Annotated in this window: 26 protein-coding genes; 18 read left to right on the top strand and 8 right to left on the bottom strand. The window is 66.2% G+C overall.

Annotated elements, in window-relative coordinates; translation table 11 throughout:
• Positions 1-111 precede the first annotated feature (111 nt).
• From OVA31_RS08265 to OVA31_RS08250, 4 genes are all read left to right on the top strand, one after another.
• Entirely contained in the window at positions 112-1473 is a 1362-nt protein-coding gene (locus OVA31_RS08265; RefSeq protein WP_267630601.1) for a styrene monooxygenase/indole monooxygenase family protein, read from the top strand.
• Positions 1474-2197: 724 nt separating this feature from the next.
• The gene (locus OVA31_RS08260) at positions 2198-2359 is read left to right on the top strand and encodes a hypothetical protein (protein WP_267630600.1); all 162 of its coding nucleotides are present in this window, start codon (positions 2198-2200) and stop codon (positions 2357-2359) included.
• The gene (locus OVA31_RS08255) at positions 2349-2531 is read left to right on the top strand and encodes a hypothetical protein (protein WP_267630599.1); all 183 of its coding nucleotides are present in this window, start codon (positions 2349-2351) and stop codon (positions 2529-2531) included. Before OVA31_RS08260 ends, OVA31_RS08255 begins: the two co-directional genes overlap by 11 nt.
• 99 nt (positions 2532-2630) lie before the next feature.
• A complete protein-coding gene (locus OVA31_RS08250) occupies positions 2631-3626 on the top strand; it encodes an iron-containing redox enzyme family protein (protein WP_267630598.1) in 996 nt (331 codons plus the stop codon).
• Positions 3627-3631: 5 nt separating this feature from the next.
• On the opposite strand, the gene OVA31_RS08245 is transcribed toward OVA31_RS08250, so the two are convergent.
• Positions 3632-3841 (bottom strand): CDGSH iron-sulfur domain-containing protein, encoded by a 210-nt coding sequence (locus OVA31_RS08245; protein ID WP_267630597.1) that lies wholly within the window; start codon positions 3839-3841, stop codon positions 3632-3634.
• The gene (locus tag OVA31_RS08240; protein WP_267631447.1) at positions 3838-4509 is read right to left on the bottom strand and encodes a HemK2/MTQ2 family protein methyltransferase; all 672 of its coding nucleotides are present in this window, start codon (positions 4507-4509) and stop codon (positions 3838-3840) included. Before OVA31_RS08240 ends, OVA31_RS08245 begins: the two co-directional genes overlap by 4 nt.
• 183 nt (positions 4510-4692) lie before the next feature.
• Between OVA31_RS08240 and OVA31_RS08235 the strand changes: the two genes are divergently transcribed.
• A complete protein-coding gene (locus OVA31_RS08235) occupies positions 4693-5145 on the top strand; it encodes an ATP-binding protein (RefSeq protein WP_267630596.1) in 453 nt (150 codons plus the stop codon).
• Here OVA31_RS08235 and OVA31_RS08230 read toward each other — a convergent pair.
• On the bottom strand, positions 5123-5533 hold the full coding sequence (locus tag OVA31_RS08230) for an STAS domain-containing protein (RefSeq protein ID WP_267630595.1): 411 nt from the start codon (positions 5531-5533) through the stop codon (positions 5123-5125). The genes OVA31_RS08235 and OVA31_RS08230 overlap by 23 nt on opposite strands.
• A gap of 272 nt (positions 5534-5805) precedes the next feature.
• On the opposite strand from OVA31_RS08230, the gene OVA31_RS08225 reads away from it, so the two are divergent.
• Positions 5806-6585: an RNA polymerase sigma factor SigF gene (locus tag OVA31_RS08225; RefSeq protein ID WP_267631446.1), complete on the top strand. Its 780-nt coding sequence runs from the start codon at positions 5806-5808 to the stop codon at positions 6583-6585.
• Between the two features lie 18 nt (positions 6586-6603).
• On the opposite strand, the gene OVA31_RS08220 is transcribed toward OVA31_RS08225, so the two are convergent.
• Positions 6604-7782 (bottom strand): zinc-dependent alcohol dehydrogenase, encoded by a 1179-nt coding sequence (locus OVA31_RS08220; RefSeq protein WP_267630594.1) that lies wholly within the window; start codon positions 7780-7782, stop codon positions 6604-6606.
• A 193-nt stretch (positions 7783-7975) separates the two neighbouring features.
• Here OVA31_RS08220 and OVA31_RS08215 point away from each other — a divergent pair, with 193 nt between their 5' ends.
• From OVA31_RS08215 to OVA31_RS08200, 4 genes are all read left to right on the top strand, one after another.
• Positions 7976-8476, top strand: a complete 501-nt coding sequence (locus OVA31_RS08215) for a hemerythrin domain-containing protein (RefSeq protein WP_267630593.1) — start codon at positions 7976-7978, stop codon at positions 8474-8476.
• A gap of 94 nt (positions 8477-8570) precedes the next feature.
• Complete coding sequence (locus tag OVA31_RS08210; RefSeq protein ID WP_267630592.1) at positions 8571-8768, top strand: CsbD family protein; 198 nt, start codon at positions 8571-8573, stop codon at positions 8766-8768.
• Between the two features lie 50 nt (positions 8769-8818).
• The gene (locus tag OVA31_RS08205; protein ID WP_267630591.1) at positions 8819-9094 is read left to right on the top strand and encodes a GlsB/YeaQ/YmgE family stress response membrane protein; all 276 of its coding nucleotides are present in this window, start codon (positions 8819-8821) and stop codon (positions 9092-9094) included.
• Positions 9095-9270: 176 nt separating this feature from the next.
• Entirely contained in the window at positions 9271-10212 is a 942-nt protein-coding gene (locus tag OVA31_RS08200) for an oxidoreductase (RefSeq protein ID WP_267630590.1), read from the top strand.
• A 130-nt stretch (positions 10213-10342) separates the two neighbouring features.
• Here OVA31_RS08200 and OVA31_RS08195 read toward each other — a convergent pair whose 3' ends face one another.
• Positions 10343-11173 (bottom strand): helix-turn-helix transcriptional regulator, encoded by an 831-nt coding sequence (locus tag OVA31_RS08195; protein WP_267630589.1) that lies wholly within the window; start codon positions 11171-11173, stop codon positions 10343-10345.
• Between the two features lie 173 nt (positions 11174-11346).
• On the opposite strand from OVA31_RS08195, the gene OVA31_RS08190 reads away from it, so the two are divergent.
• A complete protein-coding gene (locus OVA31_RS08190) occupies positions 11347-12093 on the top strand; it encodes an SDR family oxidoreductase (protein ID WP_267630588.1) in 747 nt (248 codons plus the stop codon).
• 334 nt (positions 12094-12427) lie between these two features.
• Here OVA31_RS08190 and OVA31_RS08185 read toward each other — a convergent pair whose 3' ends face one another.
• Positions 12428-14221 carry a glycoside hydrolase family 15 protein gene (locus OVA31_RS08185; RefSeq protein WP_267630587.1) on the bottom strand — a complete coding sequence of 598 codons (1794 nt, stop codon included), beginning with the start codon at positions 14219-14221 and terminating at the stop codon, positions 12428-12430.
• 77 nt (positions 14222-14298) lie between these two features.
• Here OVA31_RS08185 and OVA31_RS08180 point away from each other — a divergent pair, with 77 nt between their 5' ends.
• The 4 genes from OVA31_RS08180 (at position 14299) to OVA31_RS08165 (ending at position 18049) form a co-directional block, all read left to right on the top strand.
• Entirely contained in the window at positions 14299-15660 is a 1362-nt protein-coding gene (locus OVA31_RS08180) for a glucose-6-phosphate dehydrogenase (protein ID WP_267630586.1), read from the top strand.
• Positions 15657-16814, top strand: coding sequence for an epoxide hydrolase family protein (locus OVA31_RS08175; protein WP_267630585.1), 1158 nt, complete (start codon positions 15657-15659; stop codon positions 16812-16814). The genes OVA31_RS08180 and OVA31_RS08175 overlap by 4 nt, the downstream gene beginning before the upstream one ends.
• Positions 16815-16892: 78 nt before the next feature.
• Positions 16893-17504: a glyoxalase gene (locus tag OVA31_RS08170; protein ID WP_267630584.1), complete on the top strand. Its 612-nt coding sequence runs from the start codon at positions 16893-16895 to the stop codon at positions 17502-17504.
• Between the two features lie 56 nt (positions 17505-17560).
• Complete coding sequence (locus OVA31_RS08165; RefSeq protein WP_267630583.1) at positions 17561-18049, top strand: DinB family protein; 489 nt, start codon at positions 17561-17563, stop codon at positions 18047-18049.
• A 40-nt stretch (positions 18050-18089) separates the two neighbouring features.
• Here the strand turns inward: OVA31_RS08165 and OVA31_RS08160 are convergent, their stop codons facing one another.
• A complete protein-coding gene (locus tag OVA31_RS08160; RefSeq protein ID WP_267630582.1) occupies positions 18090-18860 on the bottom strand; it encodes an SDR family NAD(P)-dependent oxidoreductase in 771 nt (256 codons plus the stop codon).
• A 62-nt stretch (positions 18861-18922) separates the two neighbouring features.
• Here OVA31_RS08160 and OVA31_RS08155 point away from each other — a divergent pair, with 62 nt between their 5' ends.
• On the top strand, positions 18923-19507 hold the full coding sequence (locus tag OVA31_RS08155; protein ID WP_267630581.1) for a TetR/AcrR family transcriptional regulator: 585 nt from the start codon (positions 18923-18925) through the stop codon (positions 19505-19507).
• 17 nt (positions 19508-19524) lie between these two features.
• Here OVA31_RS08155 and OVA31_RS08150 read toward each other — a convergent pair whose 3' ends face one another.
• Positions 19525-20277: an ArsR/SmtB family transcription factor gene (locus tag OVA31_RS08150; protein ID WP_267630580.1), complete on the bottom strand. Its 753-nt coding sequence runs from the start codon at positions 20275-20277 to the stop codon at positions 19525-19527.
• A 64-nt stretch (positions 20278-20341) separates the two neighbouring features.
• Between OVA31_RS08150 and OVA31_RS08145 the strand changes: the two genes are divergently transcribed.
• Together OVA31_RS08145 and OVA31_RS08140 are read left to right on the top strand one after the other, a co-directional pair.
• Positions 20342-21787, top strand: a complete 1446-nt coding sequence (locus OVA31_RS08145; protein WP_267630579.1) for an MFS transporter — start codon at positions 20342-20344, stop codon at positions 21785-21787.
• A gap of 36 nt (positions 21788-21823) precedes the next feature.
• Entirely contained in the window at positions 21824-22249 is a 426-nt protein-coding gene (locus OVA31_RS08140) for a hypothetical protein (RefSeq protein ID WP_267630578.1), read from the top strand.
• The last annotated feature ends 59 nt before the right edge of the window (positions 22250-22308 follow it).

Raw genomic sequence — 22308 nt, 5'->3', positions numbered from 1 at the left:
TATGCGCGCCCTGCGCCTAACCCTTCAGCCGGCCGGCGTCCGCAGGCACGCTGACGCCGACGGCATCGGCCGCCGGAGACACCGGGACAGCGACGAGCAAAGGGGAACGGCATGGCAGACGAGGGACGCAGGAGTGTGGGGGTCGTGGGTGCAGGCCTGGCAGGCGCGAGTGCGGCACTGGGCTTCGCCGAAGCGGGTTTCGACGTGACGCTTTACAGCGACAAGGACCAGGAATCGTTGCGCGACAAGGTGCCGCCGACCGGGGTTGGGGTGCTGTTCGGCAAATCGCGGGAGTGGGACGCGGAGATCATCGAGGACACCTACGACGTCGGCAACACCACCGGGATCAGCGTCCGGCTGCATTCGGGAAGCGGTGAGGACCGCACCGATGTGCTCGAGTTCAACCCCGAGTACGGCTATATCGCCCAGGCGGTCGACCTCCGTCTGCGCGCCGACGACCGGCTCGGCCGGTTCCTCGATCAGGGCGGACACTTCGAGGTGGGTTCGGTCGACGTCGACCGCCTCGACGAGATCGCGGGCACCCACGATCTCACGCTGGTCGCGACCGGCAAGGGCGGGTTGTCGGCGTTGTTCCCGGTCGACGGGTCGCGGACGCACTATCGGGAGCCGCAGCGCAAGCTGCTGCAGGTGACGCTCACCGGCCTCGACCACGGACCCGACGCGTTCGCCTATCGCAGCAGCGAGGGCGGCAATCACTCCCTGTTCAACCTCGACAGCGAGAACGGGGAGATCTTCGTCGGCCCGTTCCTGCACAAGGATGCCGGCGCGACCTGGTCGTTCATCGTCTTCGCAAAGCCCGACGGAGCGTGGGCGCCCAAGATCGACGAGGTCGACGACGCCGTGTCGGCCCGCGCGGCGATCGTCGACATCTTCACCGGGTACTTTCCGCACGACGCCCCGGTGATCGAGCAGCTGAAGGTGATCGAGTCGGACCCGGTGTCATGGCTGACGGGTGCGGTCACCCCGACGGTGCGGCATGCCGTGTCCACCACCCGCGGCGGGCATGTCGTCGCCGCGATCGGAGACACCGCCATCGCGGTGGACCCGGTCGCGGGCCAGGGTGCCCAGAACACGCTGATCCAGGTCGCGGAGCTGGTGAGGGCAGCCAAGGCGCACGACGGCGCGTTCAGCGCCGACTGGCTCGAAGCCGAGTTCGAGAAGCACTGGGAACGGCGTGGCCGCGCGGCGGTCGAGGTCACCCGCCTCTATCTGGGCGATCCGGACTACGCCACCCACCTCGAGCTCTCGTTCCCGGCCGCCGCCGTCGACACGAATGTGGCGTCGGCGCTGTTCGGACTGCTCTCGGAGCCGAATCCGCTTCTCACACTGGAGAGCCGAGAGGATGTGCTCGGGTTCATTTCGGCGGTGTCCGGCGAGCCCGCCGACGATGTGCTCGGCCGGTTCGAGCCGGCCGGTCGGTTCAGTTCGGCGGGGGACAAAGTCGCGAGCTGAGGTGCCGGTGAGGCTGGCCGACTGAGGCAGAAACTGAGGCAAAGGGGGGCGATCTCCAAGGCTGCTCGCAGAACCTTGGAGATCTGGCCGAGACGAACACCCGGGTGATCGTCGCGGTTGCGTTCAGTTCTACCCGGTGTGGCGGACGTGTAAACCCGGGCGCCACTCCGATGTCGAGAACGGGGCCGTGACTTCGGTCACGGCCCCTCCTTGGTTCCCGGAAGGTGTTTCTGCACTTCAGCTCGCAGTCTGGTCCAGACCATTTCGAACCATTCACGTGGTCTCCCCGACATCGTGATCTGACTCGTCGGAAGTGTCCTGACCGGAGTCCATGACCGAGGTCCACCAATCGCGTAGCGGCGAGGGATCAGGCCAAACCACGTCGTTGGACGTTGCGGAGTCGAGCTTCGGCGCCACGTCGGACGCTCCCGAAGAATAGGCCGGCTTCTTCGGGGTGACCGCCATAGTGGCCTTCTCTCAAAATTGTTTGCGTGGCCCGCATTCGTTGGCCGTGCGTGAGTGCCCACTATCGGTCGGCGCCAAACATTCGAGCTGTGCGTGCCTCCTGTTTGACCGGGCCGCATCTTGGGTATGTCTGGAGTCCAGCCGCCTTTGTGCCGCGTGATCTCGCGGGGTCGGGCTGCCGGAGTTCAATCGTTCAGCTCGGGTGGCCGTCCGGGGAAGACGTCCGTCACGCGGTCCCGACAACCGAAGGAGAGTTGCGATGACGAGGGAACCAGACACCGATTCGACCGAGCCGACGTCGGGTGATACACGGGATGTGCTCCACCCGGGACCCGCCGACAACGACGGCAACGGCGGTATGGCGACGCGGGAGGTCGCCCCTGAGGTGGCACGCAAGAGCGAGGTCGACGATGCCGGATAAGACTCCCGACGATGTGCGCGGCGCGCGTGAAACCGTCGACGAGCTCGAGGACGAGCATGTAGACGTCCCCGATCCGGATGACAAACCCCACGTCGATCCGGCCGCGGCGACCGACTCGGGAACCGGCGATCCGGCTTCGCCCGCAGCCGGGGATGCGGAACCGCCGGATTGATGCGTCCAGTAGGTAGGCTCGTCGGTGGCGGTGGTGTTTGGCGACCGGCCCGATCGGGTAGTCGCGTGCCACCACCGTCTGCCCGCGAGAGGTTCTCCAATGCTTGCTGATCGTCGCGGCCACGCGGTGACGGCCGAATTGCCGCCATCGTGCGGCGCCTTGTCCTCAGCGCTGATCGAGACGCTCGAGGATGGCCATCCCCTCGGCTCGCCGACTGTGGGTTCGTCAGACCCCTACGGGGACGATCTGCAGCTCGCGCTCTACATCGCCTACGAGATGCATTACGCGGGATGGGCCGGGGTGCCCGATGACCGGGAATGGGATCCTGAGATCCTCACGTTCCGTCGGGAACTCGAGCGGCACTTCCTGGATGCGGTGCATACCGATGTCGGGCCGGCCGACGATTTCTCGTCGGCACACACCGAGATGAACCGGCTGTGCGTCGAGCCCGCCGACGGCGACGGTGTCTCGTTCATCCTGCGCGACAGCGGTTCCTGGCAGCAGTTCCGTGACATGTTCGCGATGCGGTCGCTCTATCACCTCAAAGAGGCCGACCCCCACGCATGGGCCATCCCGCGGCTGCGGGGCGCCGCGAAGGCTGCGTACGTCGCGGTCGAATTCGATGAATTCGGTGGGGGCCGTGCAGAAGCGGTTCACCAAGAGCTGTTCGCGGATCTGTTGGCGGCGGCAGACCTGCGCCCCGACTATCTCGCCTATCTCGACGGTGCGCCCGGATGGGCGCTGGCTCCGGTGAACCTCATGTCACTCTTCGGTTTACATCGATCCCTGCGCGGGGCCACGGTCGGACACCTCGCCGCCACCGAGATCACATCGCCGCCGGGCTCGCAGCGATTGTTGTCCGGTCTCGAACGTCTCGACGCCCCGGAGACGTGCCGACACTTCTATGCCGAGCACGTCGAGGCGGACGCTGTCCACGAGCAGATCCTACGGCACGACGTCGTGGGCGAACTCGTGCGCGCCGAGCCGGATCTGGAGGCGGATGTCGTGTTCGGAATCCGTGGGTTCCTGTTGGTGGAGGACGCCTTCGACCGGGGTCTGCGGTCAGTCTGGGAGCAGGGCACCGTCCTCGTGTGACGGTCTCAGCCTGCATCGTCGGCTCGGATGCGACGCCGATGGCTGGTGTCGCACAGCGGGTATCGCCGGCTGCGGCCGCATGCGCACACCGCGACCGTGAACCGGTCGGACCGGACGTGCGATCCGTCCGGCATCTCGATGTCCACCGGTCCGGACACCAGCATCGGTCCACCTCGCACCACCCGGACGCGAGTCGGTGTGGACGAGCCGCTCATCGATGACCTCGCGGCGCCGCAGATGTGGATGGCCGGTCGGCGCGAATGACGACGAGTTCCTCTACCCGACGATCGGTGTCGAGGAGCCCGAGTTCCTCGAACCAGGCGGCCTGGGCGGTGAGTACGGGACCGAACGGAACACGACGCCGCGCCACGATGTCGGCACGGAGGCCGCTACAACGCAGTGCCACGACAGTTTCGGCCGGGTCGGCGAACTCCGATTGTACGAGCAGGAGAGTTCCGCCGGGATTCAGCAGTTCGGCGGCGCCTGCGCACAGCGGATCGAGCACCGACCGGCCGTCGGGCCCACCATCCCAGGCGTTCCGGGGCCCGGCGTACTCGTCGGTGACGTCCAGGTCGAGCGGCGTCGGTACATAAGGCGGATTGCAGGTCACGAGGTCGAAGGTGTCCCGGCCGGTGAGGTCGTTGAGATCGCGATGCTCGACCGTGACGATGTCGGAAGCCTTCCGGCATTGCGCGGCAGCGGTCTGTGCGGCGCCCGGGCACGAATCGATCGCGAGCACCGAGGCGGCGCCCAGTCGGGCCATCTCGATGGCGACGACGCCGGTTCCGGTGCACAGGTCCGCTGCCCGGGCCCCGGGGACACGACCGGACCGCCGGACTGCGTCGGCCAACAGTTGCGAGTCTTCCTGTGGCCGGTAGACCATGTCGGTAGAGATCGGGAGTCCCAATCCTCCTGGTACTTGGGCATCACAACTGAGCGTCATGCATCTCTTGTTCCCAATGAATGCTCATGCCAAACCGAAGGCGGACGGACCCGGGGGTTTCAGCCCGGCGACGTGGGGGTATGACTGCGGCGAGATGATTGTCGCGGGTGAGGAGAGCACGCAGTGACCGAGAACCGCAACATCACCGATGACCACCGCGTCATCGACGACGTCGCGCAGTCGGCGGATCTGCCCGTGGAGTTGAGTGTGCCTGCACGAGCCGACAGACTCCAGATCGTCCGAGCAGTGGTGGAAGGCACCCTCTATGCCGACGACTGGACCATCGACGACGTCGCCGACATCCAACTCGCGGTCGACGAGGTCTGCTCGCAACTCATCGTGGCGTCGGTCGACGCCGGTCGCCTGCGCGTCTCACTACTCGTCGGAGAGGCTGGGTTCGTCGGCGAGGTGGCGGGCGCGATCGAGCCCGCCATCGAACTGGACACGGCCGGTTTCGGCTGGCATGTGGTGGAGACGGTGACCGATGCTCACGCGGTCACCTACGTCGACGACCCCCACCGCCGTGATGTCACGGTTCGATTGGCCAAATTGCTCAGCGGAACTCGACCGAGGTGAGTGACCTGCCGGCTGCCGCCAACGAATCATGGAGATCGATCGCGTCGTCGAGGCGGCATGCCTCGACGGGCCGCGCGACGGCACGACCGCAGGCGACGGCAACCGGTATGTGACGTCCAGCGGCGTCATCGCAGAACTGGCCGAGCACCGCCAGTCCGGAGGTGCTGAGGAAACGTACCTGCAGCAGATCCAGTAGCACGCACTCTGGTCGGCGGCCGGTCAGACGATCCAGCGCCACGGCGAAGTCGGCCACGCTCTGAAGGTCGATCTCACCCGAGATCCGTTGTACACAAATGGTTCTGGCCGCAATGAGATTGCCTGCGGCAGCCCTCGCACCTGCCGCAGGCGCCGGTGAGTCGTGAAAAGTGATGTGTGAATCCAGGCTCATGCGTCTGCCTCGTTCCGAGTTGTACGAGTGCAGCGAGACAAGCGTTCCGAGGTCTCGCTGCTGCAGCTGTTGGCTGAACCGCTATGGCCAACCGTACGGTGCCTGGCACCCGTCGACAAGTGGAGTTTCGAAGGGGCGTCGCCTGGGTAGCCGCTACGTTGGAGTGATATCTGTGCCCGCATGCCACCACCACCACCCTCCGGAGGAGTTGCTTGACCTCGACACCCGAGAACGCTTCGGTGCCGCGTGACACGTCGGCCGGCAACTCTCGGATGGACGACTACGCAGACGTGGCGCCGGCGCTCCAAGCGCTGCGCGAGGCCACCGACGACCAGGTCAGGGCGCGAATGCGCTCGGACATCGTCGAACGATGTCTCCCGTTGGCCGACCACGTCGCGCGCCGATTCAGTGGCCGTGGGGAATCGCTCGACGATCTCGTTCAGGTCGCGCGCATCGGAGTGGTCAATTCCGTCGACCGTTTCGACCCGGGACGTGGCGGGAGTTTCCTGTCCTTCGCTGTGCCGACGGTCATGGGTGAGGTGAAGCGTCATTTCCGTGACAGCATGTGGGCGATCAGGGTGCCACGACGGGCCAAAGAGACCTCGCTGAGCATCAACCGGGCCAGTGATGAACTGGTCCAACGGTTGGGCAGGTCGCCGCGCCCCACCGAACTGGCCGAACATCTCGGCATGCCGGTCGAGGACGTGATCGACGGACTGATGGCGCGTTCCGCCTACCACGCCACGTCCATCGATTCCGAGCCAGATGACGATGATGGGCGGTCGATCATCGACACCCTGGGCGCCGACGACGAGCGGATCGCTCAGATCGATGAGATCGTCGCGCTGCGACCGGCTTTGGAGAACCTGCCCGAGCGGGAGCGGCAGATAGTGAGTCTGCGCTTCTTCCACTCCATGTCGCAGAGTGAGATCGCCGCAGAAGTCGGCATCTCGCAAATGCACGTTTCGCGGCTGCTGAACCGGACGCTGGCCCGACTTCGCGACGAACTGACCCCGCTGCCCGAGAAGTGGGGCCCGGACCACCGACCCTGAGCTCCGTTCGCAACCGCCCTATGGCTTCAGGATCACCTTGACGGCACCGTCGGCCTTGCGCTGGAAGATGTCGTACGCATGCGGCGCGTCGTTCAACGGGAGTTCGTGTGTGGCAAAGGAGTCCACACCGAGGGGATCGTCGTCGCCGAGTAGAGGCATGATGTCCGGTGCCCATTTCTTCACATTCGCCTGCCCCATTCGGATCTGGATCTGCTTGTCGAACATCGTCAGCATCGGCAGGGGGTCGGCGGTGCCGCCGTAGACGCCGATGATCGACAGGGTGCCTCCACGACGCACGATGTCGATGGCGGAGTAGAGCGCCGACAGGCGGTCGACGCCGGCCTTGCGCATCATCGGCTCGGCGACACTGTCCGGGAGCATCGCCACTACCCGCTGCATCATCTTGTTCACCGGGGAGCCGTGCGCCTCCATGCCCACCGCATCGATCACCGCGTCGGTGCCACGACCATGCGTCAGCTGGCGGACCGCATCTCCGATGTCGTCGACCTCGTCGAGATCGATCGTGTGGATACCGCGTGCCCGTAGACGCGCCAACCGCTCGGGTACGCGGTCGACCGCGATCACCTCGGCACCGTGGTGAGCCGCGATGCGTGCGGCCATGTCGCCGATTGGGCCGAGGCCGAGGACAGTGACCGATCCTCCCGCCGGGATGTCGGCATAGGCGACCGCCTGCCACGCGGTCGGCAGAACATCGGACAGATAGACATATCGGGAATCCGATGCGTCACCAGGGACCTTGATGTGGGTGAACTGTGCCTGCGGCACGCGCAGGTACTCGGCCTGACCACCGGGAACCGATCCGTAAAGGCTCGAAAAGCCGAAGAGTGCCGCACCCATTCCCTGATCGCGCACTTGAGTCGTCTCGCACTGCGTGTATAGCTCCTGCGTACACGTGTGACACGACCCGCACGAGATCTGGAACGGGATCACGACCCGGTCCCCGATGGCGAGATCGCCGACCTGTGAGCCGACTTCCTCCACCACACCCATGGGTTCGTGGCCGAGGATGTCCCCCGGTTTCATGAATGCCCCGAGAACTTCGTACAGGTGGAGGTCGGAGCCGCAGATGTTGGTCGAGGTGACCCGGATAACGGCGTCCGAATCCTCCTGGATCTGCGGATCGGGGACATCCTCGACGGTGACGTTCCGCGTGCCCTGCCAAGTGACTGCGCGCATGTGGTCTCCTCTGATCGGTTCGATCACAGCGTGCCCGCGGTGGATCACGATCAAACCTCCGCCGATCTGACGGGCGAAGGTGGTTTGACGTGAGAGGTGCGCGGGCATACGTCACCGTGTGCGTCGGAACGATCAGCGGCGCCCACCGGCCACCGCCGCCGACCCATCGCACCATCACCTCGAGGAGATCCCCATGTCGACAGATGCGATCGTGATCCTGAAAGACGACCACAAGCAGATCAAGAAGCTGTTCAACGATTTCCGCGATGCAGGTCCGAACGCGACGAAGACGAAGGGTGACATCGTCGGGAAGATCATCGAGGCCCTCACCGTGCACACCTACATCGAGAACGAAGGGATGTACCCGGCGGTCCGCAAGGCTGTGCCCGCCGTTGAAGACGACATCCTCGAGTCATATGAAGAGCACCACGTGGCCGACCTGCTGGTGATGGAACTCGTCACGATGAAGCCCGAAGACGAGCGATTCGATGCCAAGACCACCGTTCTGATCGAGAATGTGGAGCATCACATCGAGGAAGAAGAGTCCGAATGGTTTCCCGAGGTGCGTAAGACGCTGGGCCGGAAAGAACTCCAGCAGCTCGGTGAAGAGTTGCTGGAACTGAAGGAGAAGGCGCCGCACTCACCCGCACAGCCGTCAGCCCTCAAGAAGACCATCGACGCGATCGTGAGGTGACCGGGTCGTCGACATCCGCGGGACGATGTTTGATCCACCGATTCGTGGGTATCACGGGTGTACGCAACCGATTCTCGATCCAAAGGAGCACACGATGGGTCTCGATGACAAGATCTCGAACAAGGCAGAAGACCTGCAAGGCAAGGCCAAAGAGGCCACTGGAAGCGTGACCGGTGACCGTGATCTCAAGAACGAGGGCAAGGGCGACCAGGCGTCGTCGGCGGTGAAAGACGGCGTCGAAAGTGTCAAGGATGCGGCCGGCAAGGTCAAGGACAAATTGACCGGGCACTGACCTGGCCATCTCCTGCGGTCGATGCCACTCGAAGAACGGATAGGTGAAACATGATCGGAACCATCATCAGTGCCATCGTTGTGGGTCTGATCGTCGGTGCACTTGCCCGGCTCGTCATGCCGGGCAAGCAGAATGTCGGCGTGATCATGACGATCGTGCTCGGGATATTGGGGTCATTGATCGGTTCGTGGCTGACCTACCAGGTGGGTTACAGCAACAGCAACGGCGGATGGGAGGTCATCCCGTTCATCGTGGGGGTCGTCGTGGCCATCGCCCTGATCGCGGCATACCTCGCGGTACGTGGACGACAGGTCAGCCACCACTGATCTCCCCTGAAACCCCTTGTGGCGGTCACCGTGATCCACGGTGGCCGCCATTTCACCTGTGCCTCATGCGGGCGCGACAGCGGACACCCAGAACGGGTTCGGCCGGCATTGTGGCAGGCTGAAGCGGCGAACGAACGGCACGAACGTCGTGGGTGGTGGATACAAGGGGGAGGGCGATGGCGAAGAACGGGTGGACGCCGGCAGATGCGCCGCGGATGGACGGCACGACCGTGGTGGTCACCGGTGCGAATTCCGGAATCGGGCTGGAGACCACGCGCCACCTCGCACGGCTGGGTGCCCACGTGCTGATGGCCTGCCGCAATATCGATGCCGCGATGGCCGCTCGTACCGATGTGCTCGGCTCCGTGCCCGATGGTCGTGTGGACGTCGTGCAGCTCGATCTCGGCGACCTCGCATCCGTTCGCAAGGCCGCCGACGAGATCGGTGACTCTTATCCGTCTATCGAAGTCCTGGTCAACAATGCGGGTGTCATGGCCGGGCGTCGGGAACTGACTGCCGACGGCTTCGAGTTGGATTTCGGGACCAATTTTCTCGGCCACTTCGCGTTGACGGGACTGCTCCTCGAGCGCCTGTTGTCGGCGGAATCGGGACGGGTGGTGACGATCGGCAGCAGTGCGCATCGCGCGGGCGTCATCGATTTCGATGATCTGACGATGGACCACTCGTTCAGCACCTCACGTGCCTACGGTCGTGCGAAGTTCTCGCAGTTGGTGTTCGCGGTGGAATTGCAGCGTCGGCTGTCGGCGAGCGGGCACACCGCACCGATCTCGGTGGCCGCGCATCCGGGTGCCACCCACAGTGGGGTGATGCGCGATTCGGGCCGGCTGCTGCAGTGGCTGTTCACCACGCCGTCGCTGCACTGGCTGCGCAGGTCTTTCATCATGGAGGGCCCGGAAGGTGCGTTGCCGTCGCTGCGCGCAGCCACCGATCCGGGTGTGATCGGTGGCCAGTATTTCGGTCCGTCGGGGCCAGGGCAGTTCAGCGGACCGCCGGTGCTCGTGGTGCCCAGCCATCGGGTCTTCGACGGGGAACTCGGAAACCGTTTGTGGGACACGGCAGAAGAGCTGACCGGGGTGACGTACGCGTTTGCGCGGTGAGTGGTCTCGATACGCCGGCTCGCTTCGCTCCCGCGGCCACTCGACCAGCGGAATGTCGCGCCTTCTCCGCTGATCGAGTAGCCGAGGAGCGTAGCGACGAGGCGTATCGAGATCACCTGACCACCACCCCTCAGACCCCTACGGCGCTCAACATCGCCAGCTTCTGATGGCTCTCGCTGCCCGGTGTCGCCGTGTAGACCAGCAGGGCCTGCGCGCCGTCGGGGTCGAGGAGGGTCTGACAGAAGACCTCGATCAGCCCCAGATCCGGGTGGAGCAGACGTTTGCGCTGATCGGTGAGCGACGTGGCGACGTCATGCCTGCCCCAGATCTCGCCGAAGTCCTGGCTCACCGCGAGCAATGCATCGGCGATCTCACCCGCGTGTGAGCCTGCCCCCTCGCGCGTCACCGCTGCCCGGAGTCGGGCGGTGTGCGCTCGCGCGTGGTGATCGTGGTCGTCGGCCGGAAAGCGTTGTCGGGTGGTCGGATCGGTGAACCACCGGTAGGCGATGCTGCGACGAAGACCGGTGAAGTGCGTTTCGTCGCCGACCAGTGCGACAGCGGGTGTCGTCTGCACCAGCGTCTCCCCGGCACTGTTCACCACCATCGCGGGCGTATCGGCGAGCCGGTCCAGAATACGCATCATGCCCGGGCCGACGTGGTCGGGAATGGCCATGCGGTCGGGGGCATTGTGCCCGGCGAGGCGGAACAGGTGGTCGCGTTCGTCGAGCGTGAGGTGTAACGCCCGTGCGATCGCCGCCACCATCTGATCGGACGGTTGCGGCCCGCGCTGTTGTTCGAGGCGGCTGTAGTAGTCGGTGGACATCCCGGCGATCATCGCGACTTCTTCGCGTCGCAGGCCGCTTGTCCTGCGACGTTGCCCGGGCGGCAGCCCGACGTCGGCAGGTGTGAGCGATTCACGTCGGCGCCGTAGGAACTCGGCGAGTCCGGCCCGGTCGATCACGGTTCCTCGATTCTGGCTGCGTGTTGAGTGCTGCGCGGTTGGTACCCACCACTGTTCCGCATGCGGATGCCCGCATCCAGGGATCGGCAATCCATGGATGACCGCTTCCTTGATGCGCGGGCGCGAACGCGGTGAAGTCTTGGGTGGAAGTACATCGGAGTGAAGGAGACATCATGAAGACCACCGGCAACACCATTTTCATCCCCGGCGCGACCTCCGGCATCGGCTTCGGCCTGGCGCTCCGATTGCACGAGGCCGGCAATCGCGTCATTGTCGGCGGACGTCGGGTCGCACTGCTGGAACAGATCGCGTCCGACCATCCGGGGATGGAGACGATCCGGATCGACACCGCCGATGCCGCTGATGTCACTCGCGCCTGCGCCGATGTGCAGAAGCGGTTCCCCGAGACCAATGTCCTGATCGCGATGGCAGGCATCATGCGATCGGAGGATCTGAGTGGTGCGGGTTTTCTCGAGACCGCGGTCGCCGAGGTGGAGACGAACATCCTGGGGCCGCTGCGGCTCGTCGCGGCATTCGCCGAGTTCCTTGCCACACAACCGGACGCGGTCATCATGACCGTGTCGTCGGGGCTGGCGTTCACCCCGATGGCGGGCACGCCGACCTACAGTGCGACCAAGGCGGCGATCCACTCGTTCAGCGACAGTCTCCGACTGCAGTTGTCCGACAAGGGTATCGGTGTACTGGAGCTGGTTCCGCCGGCCGTGCAGACCGACCTGATGCCGGGCCAGGCGGAGGCCGACTGGGCCATGCCGCTCGACGATTTCCTCGACGAGGTGATGTCGCTGCTGCCGACCGCGACCCGCGAGATCCTGGTGGATCGGGTGAAGCCGCTGCGCTTCTCGGCACATGAGGGTCACTACGACGACCTGATGGCCGCTCTCGCGCAGCAGGCCGGGTGATCGGCGAAGGATCGCGTCAGTCGCCGCAGGGTTCGGCGGTCAGGTCGTCGATCCCGTTGCCCATGCAGGCCGCGGTCGCCGGACCCGTCCCTGCCAGTCCGATTGTGGCAACGGCGGCGCACGCAGCCAGCACAGCTAAGAATCGTCTCTTCATCGGTCTTGTCTCCCTCGGGAATTCACCGAACGATCGTGGATGCGCGGCACCACCCACCGACCCGGGCGGACGTTGCCCGGTGAAGCCTCGCTGGAGTCCATCCTTGCGCGGTCGGCCGGGTGGCGCAACAGTCGGGTGACCCGGTTCCCTGAGGAGCGTGCGTGCGAGCGTCTCGAAGGGTCACGCCAGCGCGTCGGCCGCCCGCACGAAGGCGAGATGGGACAGGGCCTGCGGGGTGTTGCCCGCCTGGCGCCCGGCACCGACGTCGTACTCCTCGGAGAACAGTCCGACGTCGTTGGCGGTGGCACACGCACGCTCCATCAACGCCGCCGCGTCGTGGTGCCGTCCACTCGTCGCGTATTGCGTGACCAGCCAGAACGTGCAGGCCAAGAACGGATGTTCGTCGCCGTCGAGCCCGTCGACCCCGGAACCGGTGCGGTACCGGTGAACCAGTCCGCCGTTCATCAGCACCCGCTCGATCTCGGCGACCGTCGCGAGCATGCGTGGGTCGTCGGCGGCGCAGAATCCGACCTGGGGGAGCAGCAGCAACGACGCGTCCACTTCGTCGGTCCCGGCGTATTGGACAAATCGCCCCGTGTCCGGATCAACTCCGGCGCTGTCGATCTCGGCCCGGACCCGGTCGCGGAGTTCGCGCCAGTGCTCGGGCGAGCCGTCGAGGTCGAACCGTTCGGACGCACGGACACCGCGATCGAAAGCCGCCCAGATCATCGCGCGGGAATGGGTGAACATCTGGGGGTCGCCGCGCATTTCCCAGATCCCGTTGTCGGGACGCTCGAGATTCGCCTCGACCTGCTCGAGCAACGCCTTCTGCAGTGACCACGACATCGGGGTCTCCTGCAGTCCTGCCTTCCGTGCCGACTCGAGACCGCACAGCACCTCGCCGATCACGTCGCCCTGGTACTGGTTGACCGCGCCGTTTCCGATCCGGACGGGTGCGGCGTTCTGATAGCCCGGCAGATGCGACAGCACCCGCTCCTCGAGATCGCGCTCCCCGGCGATGCCGTACATGATCTGCAGTTCCTTGGTGTTCCCGGCGATCGCGCGCATCAGCCACATGCGCCAGTGCTCGGCCACCCGGAGAAAGCCGTGATTCACCAACGCCTCCAGGGTGAGCGAGGCATCCCGCAGCCACACATATCGGTAATCCCAGTTGCGGCTGCCACCGAACTGTTCGGGCAGCGACGTGGTCGCGGCGGCGACGATGCCGCCGGTGTCGAGATTGCTCAGCGCGCGCAATGTGATCAGCGATCGGACCATCTGCTCGTGGTGCGGTCCGGAATGGTCGATGCGGCTCGACCATCCGGTCCACCAGCCGACCGCGTGGTCGAGCGCCGTGTCGACGTCGAGGGGTTCGGGCTCGGGTCGGTGTGAGTGATACCAGGTGAGCGTGAGGTCGACGGTCACGTCGGGTTCGACCGTGAAGAACCCGCGGTGCACGTTGCCGTCGGCGTGCAGCGCGGCGCCCCGCACCACCACCGCGTCCGGGCCTGCGATGGCACGCAGGGCGGGCCCGGAGGCGTCGCCGACCTGCAGGACCCACGGCACCGCCCGTGCGTAGTCGAAGCGCATCCGCAGGTCGGTCTGGAACTCGACGTGGCCCGACACCCCTACGACGCGTCGCACGAGGTCGACCCGTCCGCCGTCGAGAGGCATGAATTCGTGCACCTCGGCCACGCCGGTCGAGGTCTCCCATCGCGTGACGAGGACGAGGGTGTCTCCCGTGTACTCGCGACTGCACTGTGCCGATCCCTCTTGGGCCGATCCCTCTTGGGCCGATCCCTCCCGTGGCGCCAGCGTCCAGCAGCCGTGCTCCTCGTCGCCGAGCAGCGCGGCGAAGATCGATGCCGAGTCGTACCGGGGCACACAGAACCAGTCGATCTCGCCGCGGCTGGACACGAGTGCAGCGGTGCGACAGTCGCCGATCAGGGCATAATCCTCGATGTTCGGACGCATACGTCGATTCTTACCGCCAACGTGCGATGTATCGGCGAGTTCGGCCATGGTGAGTTCGATGCGCGTTACCGTCGGGCATGGCCGAGACGACACTCTTCATCCTTGGTGCGACGGGCGATCTGACCTCACGCCTGCTGCTGCCGGCACTCGAGCAGCTCCTCGCGCTCGAACCGGAACGCGACGTACGGCTCGTCGGTGTGGGGCGGCGTGAGGTCTCCGACGATCAGTGGCGCGACCGCGTTCGCGAAGCGTTCGGTGACGGGCCGGCGCCGGCCGCCGCCCGTCTCGCCGACTCGACGACCTACCTGCAGGCGGACCTCGGCTCCGCGGATGGGCTTCGCACGATCCTCGGGTCGGCGCAGGGCCGACCGATCCTCTACTTCGCCGTTCCGCCCGCCATCGCACAGGCATCGTGTGAGGCCATGACGGACGTGGAGGTGCCGTCCGGCACCATCCTCGCTCTCGAGAAGCCGTTCGGCACCGATGAGGCGAGCGCCCACGCCTTCAACCAGACCCTGGCCCGCCTCGTCCCGGAGAACCAGGTGTTCCGCGTCGATCACTTCCTGGGGCAGTCCATCCTGCTGGACCTGATCGGGGTGCGGTTCGCCAACCGTGTGTTCGAGCCGGTCTGGTCGGCCGATCACATCGAGTCCGTCCTCATACGCTACGACGAGACACTCGGCCTCGAAGGCCGCGCAGGCTATTACGACAAAGCGGGCGCGTTCATCGACATGTTGCAGAGCCATTTGCTGGAACTCCTCTCGGTGGTGGCGATGGATTCTCCCGCGTCGTTGGCCGAGCGAGATCTGCGCGATGCCACGGCGGCCGCGCTGCGCGCCACCCGGGTCTGGCAGGGCGATCCCGTCCGTGCGTCCCATCGGGCGCGCTATACCGCGGGCGAGGTGAATGGCCATCGGCTGCCGTCCTACACCGACGAGGAAGGCGTCGATCCGGCACGTGACACCGAGACACTCGCCGAGGCGACGTTCGAGGTGTGCACCGCCCGCTGGGCAGGTGTGCCCTTCACCCTGCGGTCGGGCAAGGCGATCGAACCGGCGGTCAAGGAGATCGCCCTCACCTTCCGTCCGGTCCGTCACCTGCCGGAACAGTTTCGCGGTGAGGCGGCGAGCAACGTACTCCGGTTCTCCTTCGGTCCGGACACGATGTCCTTGCGGCTCAACGTGCACGACGGTTCGCACCCGTTCGATCTGAAGGCGACCGAACTCGACGCCGATCTGGGGGTCGGATCGCCGCGGGCCTACGCCGAGGTGTTGTCCGGGATCCTCGACGGCGACGCAACTCTCGCGGTGCGTGGCGACACCGCGGAGCAATGCTGGCGGATCGTCGCGCCGATCCTCGACGCGTGGCGCTCCGATCAGGTCCCGATCGACGAGTATCCGGCCGGTTCCAGCGGTCCAACGGACTGGCCTACGCTGTGAGCGCCGGCCCACGGCCGATGTCGCTGCGAACGGATCCGCAGGTCGTCGAGGATCTCCGCACGCGGCTGAGGGCGACCCGATGGCCCGACTCTCCCGCGGGCTGGTCACTGGGCGCCGACGTCGATTACCTCCGGAAGCTGATCAGCTACTGGGCCGACGAATTCGATTGGTCGGCACAGGAATCCGAGATCGACCGACTCCCGAACCTGCGGGTCGAGGTCGGTGGCCTCGGGATACATGTCATCCATGCCCGCGCGGCGGACCGCGCCGGACCGGTGATGCCCCTGCTGCTCAACCACGGTTGGCCGGACTCGTTCTGGCGGTACCTCAAGGTGATCCCGTTGCTGAGTGACCCCGGGGCACACGGTGGCGATCCCGCCGATGCCTTCGACGTGATCGTGCCCGACATGCCCGGCTTCGGATATTCCGATCACCCGGCCCATGCGTACGATTCGATCGCGGTGGCCATGCTGTGGGCGGAACTCATGACCGAGCTCGGATATGACGAGTTCGGCACGGCGGGTGGCGACATGGGCAGTCATGTCAGCAGGTACCTCGCGCTCGACCAACCCGAACGTGTCGTCGCCGTGCACCGCATGGACGCCGGCTTGCCCAGGTACTGGGGAGATCCGGAAGAACTCGACGACGCCGAACGCGCGTGGATCGAGACGGGGACGGTGTGGGCGCGCACCGAAGGTGCGTATGCGGCGATGCACAGCACCAAGCCGGTCACCGCCGCGGTCGGTCTCACCGACTCGCCTGCCGGACTCGCGGCGTGGATCGTCGAGAAGCTGCGTGCATGGAGCGACTGCGGCGGTGACGTCGAGACGGCGTTCACGAAGGACGAGATCCTGACCCTGCTCACCCAGTACTGGGTGACCGGCAGCATCGGATCGTCGATGCGGATGTACCACGCCAATGCCGCGATCCCGCTCGATCAGTACACCCGACACGTGGACGTGCCGTCGGGCTTCGCACTGTTCGGCGGTGATGTGCTCAAGCCGCCGCGGGCCTGGCTCGAACGAATGGCGAACGTCGTCAGCGTGACGGAGCCGGAACACGGTGGGCATTTCGCGCCGTTCGAACAGCCCGAGCAGTACGCGCAGGAACTGCGAGACTTCTTTCGGCCGTTTCGCAGCGGGTTTGCGGGCTGACGACGCACCACACTGCTCGGCCATGATCGAGCAGGAATCGAGAAGTCTTCCGGCACGCCCGGGCCTAACGTCATACGCATGACAACAATCACCGCCATCACCCTCGACGTTCCTGATACCGCCGCCGCGGAGACCTTCTACGACAAAGCCTTCGGGCTGGGCGATCGACTCCGGTTCCGGACGGCCGAACAGCCGACCACCGGCTTCCGAGGATTCGTCCTGTCCCTCGTCGTCGCCGATCCCGGCGTCGTCGATTCGCTGATCATGCCCGCTCTCGACGCAGGTGCCACCGAGATCAAGCCCGCCAAGAAGTCGTTCTGGGGCTATGGCGGCGTGGTGCAGGCGCCGGACGGCGCCATCTGGAAGGTCGCGACGTCGAACAAGAAGGCAGCCGGAGCCCCGGCCCGGCAGGTCGACGACATCGTGCTCCTCATCGGCGCCGACGACGTGGCCGCGAGTAAGAAGTTCTACGTCGAGCAGGGACTCGACGTCGCGAAGAGCTTCGGCCGCAAGTACGTCGAGTTCGCAAGCGAGCCCGGTTCGGTGAAGCTGGCACTCTACGGCCGGCGCGCCGCGGCCAAGGATGCCGGGGTGGATGCGGAGGGCAGTGGGTCGCACCGGCTGCTGGTTGGCAGCTCCGGTGCGTCGTTCACCGACCCGGACGGCATCGTGTGGGAGCCCGCCGGGTAATCCGCGATCGCATTAGGCTGGGCGCCGTCACGTACCCCGGCGAAGTGGATCAGTCGATGGAACGCATCATCAGCGGAGATGAACGGACCCTGTTGGAGAACATGCTCGACCGCAACCGTGAGGCGTTGATCGAGTCCGTCGTCCGACTCTCGGACGCGGCGTCGCGGTCGCGACGCGTGCCGTCGGCGACGACCCCGATCGGCCTGCTCAGACACGGTGCGGCAGCGGAACGTTTCTGGTTTCAGCACATCCTGGACGGACGATCGAAAGAGGACTGCAGCGGACCGGCCACCCCGGGGGAGGCGAGCTTCGCCATCCCCGACGGCCGGTCGCTCGACGACGTCGTCGACGAGTTCCGGAGTGCCAGCGCGCAGTCGCGGGAGATCGTGTCCGCATACGACATGTCCGACACCTTCCAGAACTCGCACGGTGCGGACGTGAGCGTGCGGTGGCTCCTCCTGCACATGATCGAGGAGATCGCTCGTCATGCCGGTCACGCCGACATCCTGGTCGAACTCATCACCGCCGAGGCCGCAGCGACATGAACCTCCGCGGCGCCTCGCCGAGAAATCCACGCTGGATATTTCAGTTCCCGGTGACGACCGCGACGCCGACACGTCCGCCGTCGACGTCGACGACGGTGCCGTGGACGAACTCCGCATCGTCGGATGCCAGATAGGCCGCCGCGGCCGCGATCGCGTCGGGGTGGCCCGCGCGGCCGGCAGGCGTACCGATCATCAGGGCCTCCCCGGGGTACACGGCGTCAGAGTCCAGATCAGGTGTGCGGATGACGCCGGGCGAGACCGCGTTGACCCGGATGTTGTCTGCACGGAACTCCGCAGACCATGCACGCGTGAGGGTTTCGAGTGCGCCCTTGCTCGACGCATACAGGGCTCCCGAACCGATACCGAGCCTGGCCACCCAACTCCCGAGATTGACGATGACGCCGCCCCCGGAGGCGGACATCGTCGGGACGAGCGCTTGCACGAGGAAGAACGGCGCCTTCACGTTGACGCCGTACACCCGATCAAAGGTGTCGTCGTCGACGGTTCTGGTGGTGGAGGAGGGAAAAATCCCAGCGTTGTTCACGAGGATGTCGAGTCGACCGCCGGCCGCCGATACTGCCTCGCGGGCAAGTGTTGCACTCGCGGACGAACTGCCGTCGAGGTCGGCCCGGACAAAATCGGCGCGGCCTCCCCGGTCGCGGATGTGCTCGATCACCGACTGGCCACGGTCGGGGTCTCGACCGGACACGATGACATGCGCTCCTTCATCGGCGAAGCGGTAAGCGATGGCACGGCCGATGTTGCTGGTCGAGCCGGTGATCAGTGCGGTCCTGCCGTTGAGTCGCTGCATGTCCGCGACGGTAGGCGCGTATTTTTGGACCAGCAAGTCCAGAAAATCCGTAGGGTGGTGGTATGGCATTGACGGCGAAGGGGCGGGCGACCCGCAAACGGATCGTCGAGGAGACTGCCGCGTATCTGCGGCAGGGCGACCCGGGCGGCGTCACCCTCGACGACGTCCGCGCCGTCACCAGGACCAGCAAGAGTCAACTCTTCCATTACTTCCCGGGGGGAAAGGAAGAACTCTGGTTGGAGGTCGCCCGGCACGAGGCGGACCGGGTGCTGGAGGACCAGCAACCGTATCTGGGCACCCTGGACACCTGGGAGGCGTGGGAGCGCTGGCGGGAGGTGCTCGTCGCACGGTATCGGGCGCAGGGGCCGCACTGCCCACTTGCCGCTCTGATGAGTCAAGTGGGTGCGGCGCAGGGCGCTGCCGACGTGGCGACGGCGTTGCTCCAGCGATGGCAGGGCCATGTGCGACAGGGGATCACCGCACTTCAATCGAGCGGGGTCGCTCGCCCCGGTGTGGACGCTGATGGTGTCGCGGCAGCGATGATCGCCGGTATCCAGGGAGGGGTGACAGTTCTCCGGACGACGGGGGATACGGCTCATCTCGAAGCCGTGCTCGACGTCCTGTTCGCGCACCTGCGGCCCGAGTGAGGTGGCTCCGGCGGGAATCAGGCTGTGTCGCACAGCCGGTCGAGGTGCGGGCGCCCCGATTCGGTGACCGCCACACTGCGCGGTGTGGTCCCGCGAGCGATCCATCCCTGTTCGAAGAGAAACGTGGCGAGCGCGCTGCCGTGCGCGCCGGCGAGGTGATGGGCCTGCTCGGTCCAGTCGGTGCAGTACCGCAGCGTGGTGTCGACACGTAGGAGTCGTTGGGGCAGGCCCCAATCGGACAGTGCCGCGGCTCCTTCCGGGGTGAGGCGATAGTCGATCGCGTGGCCGGGCGCGGAGAGCCTGTCGTCGGTGTCGGGGTGGTGGTGACCGTCGCCGCCGACGACCCAGCGGCGGTCGAGCAGGGCTTGGAACACATCCACGCCGAGCTGTCCGGCCAGGTGCTGGTAACAGGTGCGCCCCTTGCGGAGGGCATGCGCTCGGGTGTGCTGACGCAGCGAAGTGATGGGTTCGCGCGGTGCCAGGCGGGCCAGCGCCTCCAGCACGCCGTCGACATCCGGAGTGGACAGCCGATAGTAGCGGTGGCGGCCATGCTGTTCCGCGATGACGAGACCTTGATCGCGAAGTCGGGACAGGTGATTGCTGATCGTGGAGGCGGCCACGCCGGCCTCTGCAGCGAGACGTCCGGCGGGTAGTGCCCGGCCGTCCGCCAGCGCCATCAGCACTCGGATTCGCCGCGGATCGGCGAACCCCGCGGCGACCACCGCGAGGTCGGGTTCACCGCCGGTCGGCACCTCTCGTGCAGTGCTCATGGTTCGACGATACGACGGAGATACTTCGACGTCGGCTGAAACGTCGCGGGACCACGATGGGCGAATGGCTGAGATCTCTCGTCTGCGCCAGTCGGTCGTCGTCGCCCTCTGTGGTGGGTATTTCCTGGTGTTGCTCGACGTCACCGTCGTGAATGTGGCGCTACCTTCCATCGGTCACGCGTTGTCGGCGCAGGGCGCCGGACTCGCCTCGATCGTCGACGCCTACACCGTGCCGCTCGCGGCTCTGCTCCTGCCGGCCGGGGCGATCGGCGATCGTGTCGGCCACCGGCGGGTGGTGCTCGTCGGACTGATCGGGTTCGGCGCGGCATCGGTGCTGTGTGCGTTGGCGTCCGGGCTGTCGGTGCTGATCCTCGGCCGTTTCGTCCAGGGTATGGCGGCGGCCGTGATGCTCCCGGGCACGTTGGCCATGCTGACCGAGTCTGCTGTCGACGATCGGCAGCGCACCCGGCTGGTCGGTGTGTGGGCGGCCGTCGGCGGGGCGGCGGTCCCCGCGGGTCCGGTGATCGGTGGCTTCCTCGTGCAGGAGTGGGGATGGGTGTCGGTGTTCTGGGTGAACGTGCCGGTGATCGCTGCGACGGGCGTGGTGATCGCGCGGTCCAAACCCGCTGCGCCCCAAGGAAATTACAATCCGGTCGGCGACGATCGGGTGGATTGGGCGGGCGCCGTGGTGCTGGCCGTCGCGATCGCCGCCGCTACCGTGGCGGTGTTGCGCCTCCGCTCGTCGCCGACGGACGCCGTCATCGCCCTGAGTGTGGCCGTTGCCGCGTCGGTTGGGTTCGTGAGCATCGAACGGCGAACGCACACAACGTTACTCCGGGTCGAACGATCCGCGAGGAGACAACTGATCGCGGCCTGCCTCGTCGCTGGATTGATGAACGCCTGCGTGCTCGGGACGCTGTTCGTCCTCACCCAGCTCCTGCAGTCCGTTCACCATCTGAGCCCACTGGCGACCGGCCTGGTCTTGTTGCCCGCGTTGCTCCCGCTGCCGTTGTTGGGCACGGTTTCGGCGCGGATGACGGCGCGGTTCGGCACGTGGCCGACCTCCGCCATCGGAATCACGATGTCGGCCATCGGATTCGTCGTGATCGCCTCGACCACGGACTCGCTCGATCGTCCCGTCGTGACGGCGGGATTCGTGGTGTGGGGAATCGGTTTGGGGATACTGACGCCGGCAATCGTCACGGCCGCGATCGAGGCCACCCCGACAACTCCCGGAGCCGCCTCGGGAGCCTCCAACACGGCCCGGCAGATCGGGGCCGCGCTGGGGGTCGCGACCTTCGCCGTGGCGACGGGTTCTAGCGGGGCGCCCGGCTTCGTTCAACGCGTGTCCTGGGCACTCGTCACGGCTGCCGCGGCTTTTGCGATCGCCGCAGCTACCGTCACCGCCCGCCGTATCTGGTCGAACAGGGGCCGAGCCGGGGCTGCGCACCCGGCCATGACCCCGACGATGTTAAACGCCCTTGTCTATGATTTGCTGGCTTCACGCTGAAATTCGACGAGGGGAATTCTTCGATGGGGGTGGGCAGTGTCGGTGATCCCTGACCGCATCGAGGCGCTCTTCGAGTTCTGGCCGGACCTGACGGCTGCGGAAGTGGTGGGGCGCGCTCGCGAGCGGGGCCACCGCCTCGACGTCGGCACTCTGTCGGCCGTCCGGTCTGGTCATATCGTGCATCCATCGGTGGAGACCGTCATCGCCATCGCCGCCGGGTTCGGCGTCACTCCCGAGTATTTCGCAGAAGCCGGCGAGACACCGGCCTCCGGCGACGAGATCCGGACCGCGCGGCTCGACGTCGACCACGATCTGTGGATGATGGCGGTGGCGATCGCCCGCCTCCCGCCGGATCGACGCGACAGTGTTCTCGAGTTGCTCGATTTTCTCGAGACGACCGACCACCCCCTCGCGCGGCCTGCGTCGCCGGACCACGACGAGCGGCGGCGAGGGAACTCGTGACGGGCCGATGATTTCCCCGGACTCGGGCAGTCTGACCATCGTCAGCTACGTCGAGAGTG

Origin of the sequence: Gordonia sp. SL306 (assembly GCF_026625785.1) — a bacterium.
In the GTDB taxonomy this organism is placed as follows: domain Bacteria; phylum Actinomycetota; class Actinomycetes; order Mycobacteriales; family Mycobacteriaceae; genus Gordonia.
Note: the sequence above shows the minus strand (reverse complement) of the source record. Positions and strands in the feature narration are given on the sequence as shown.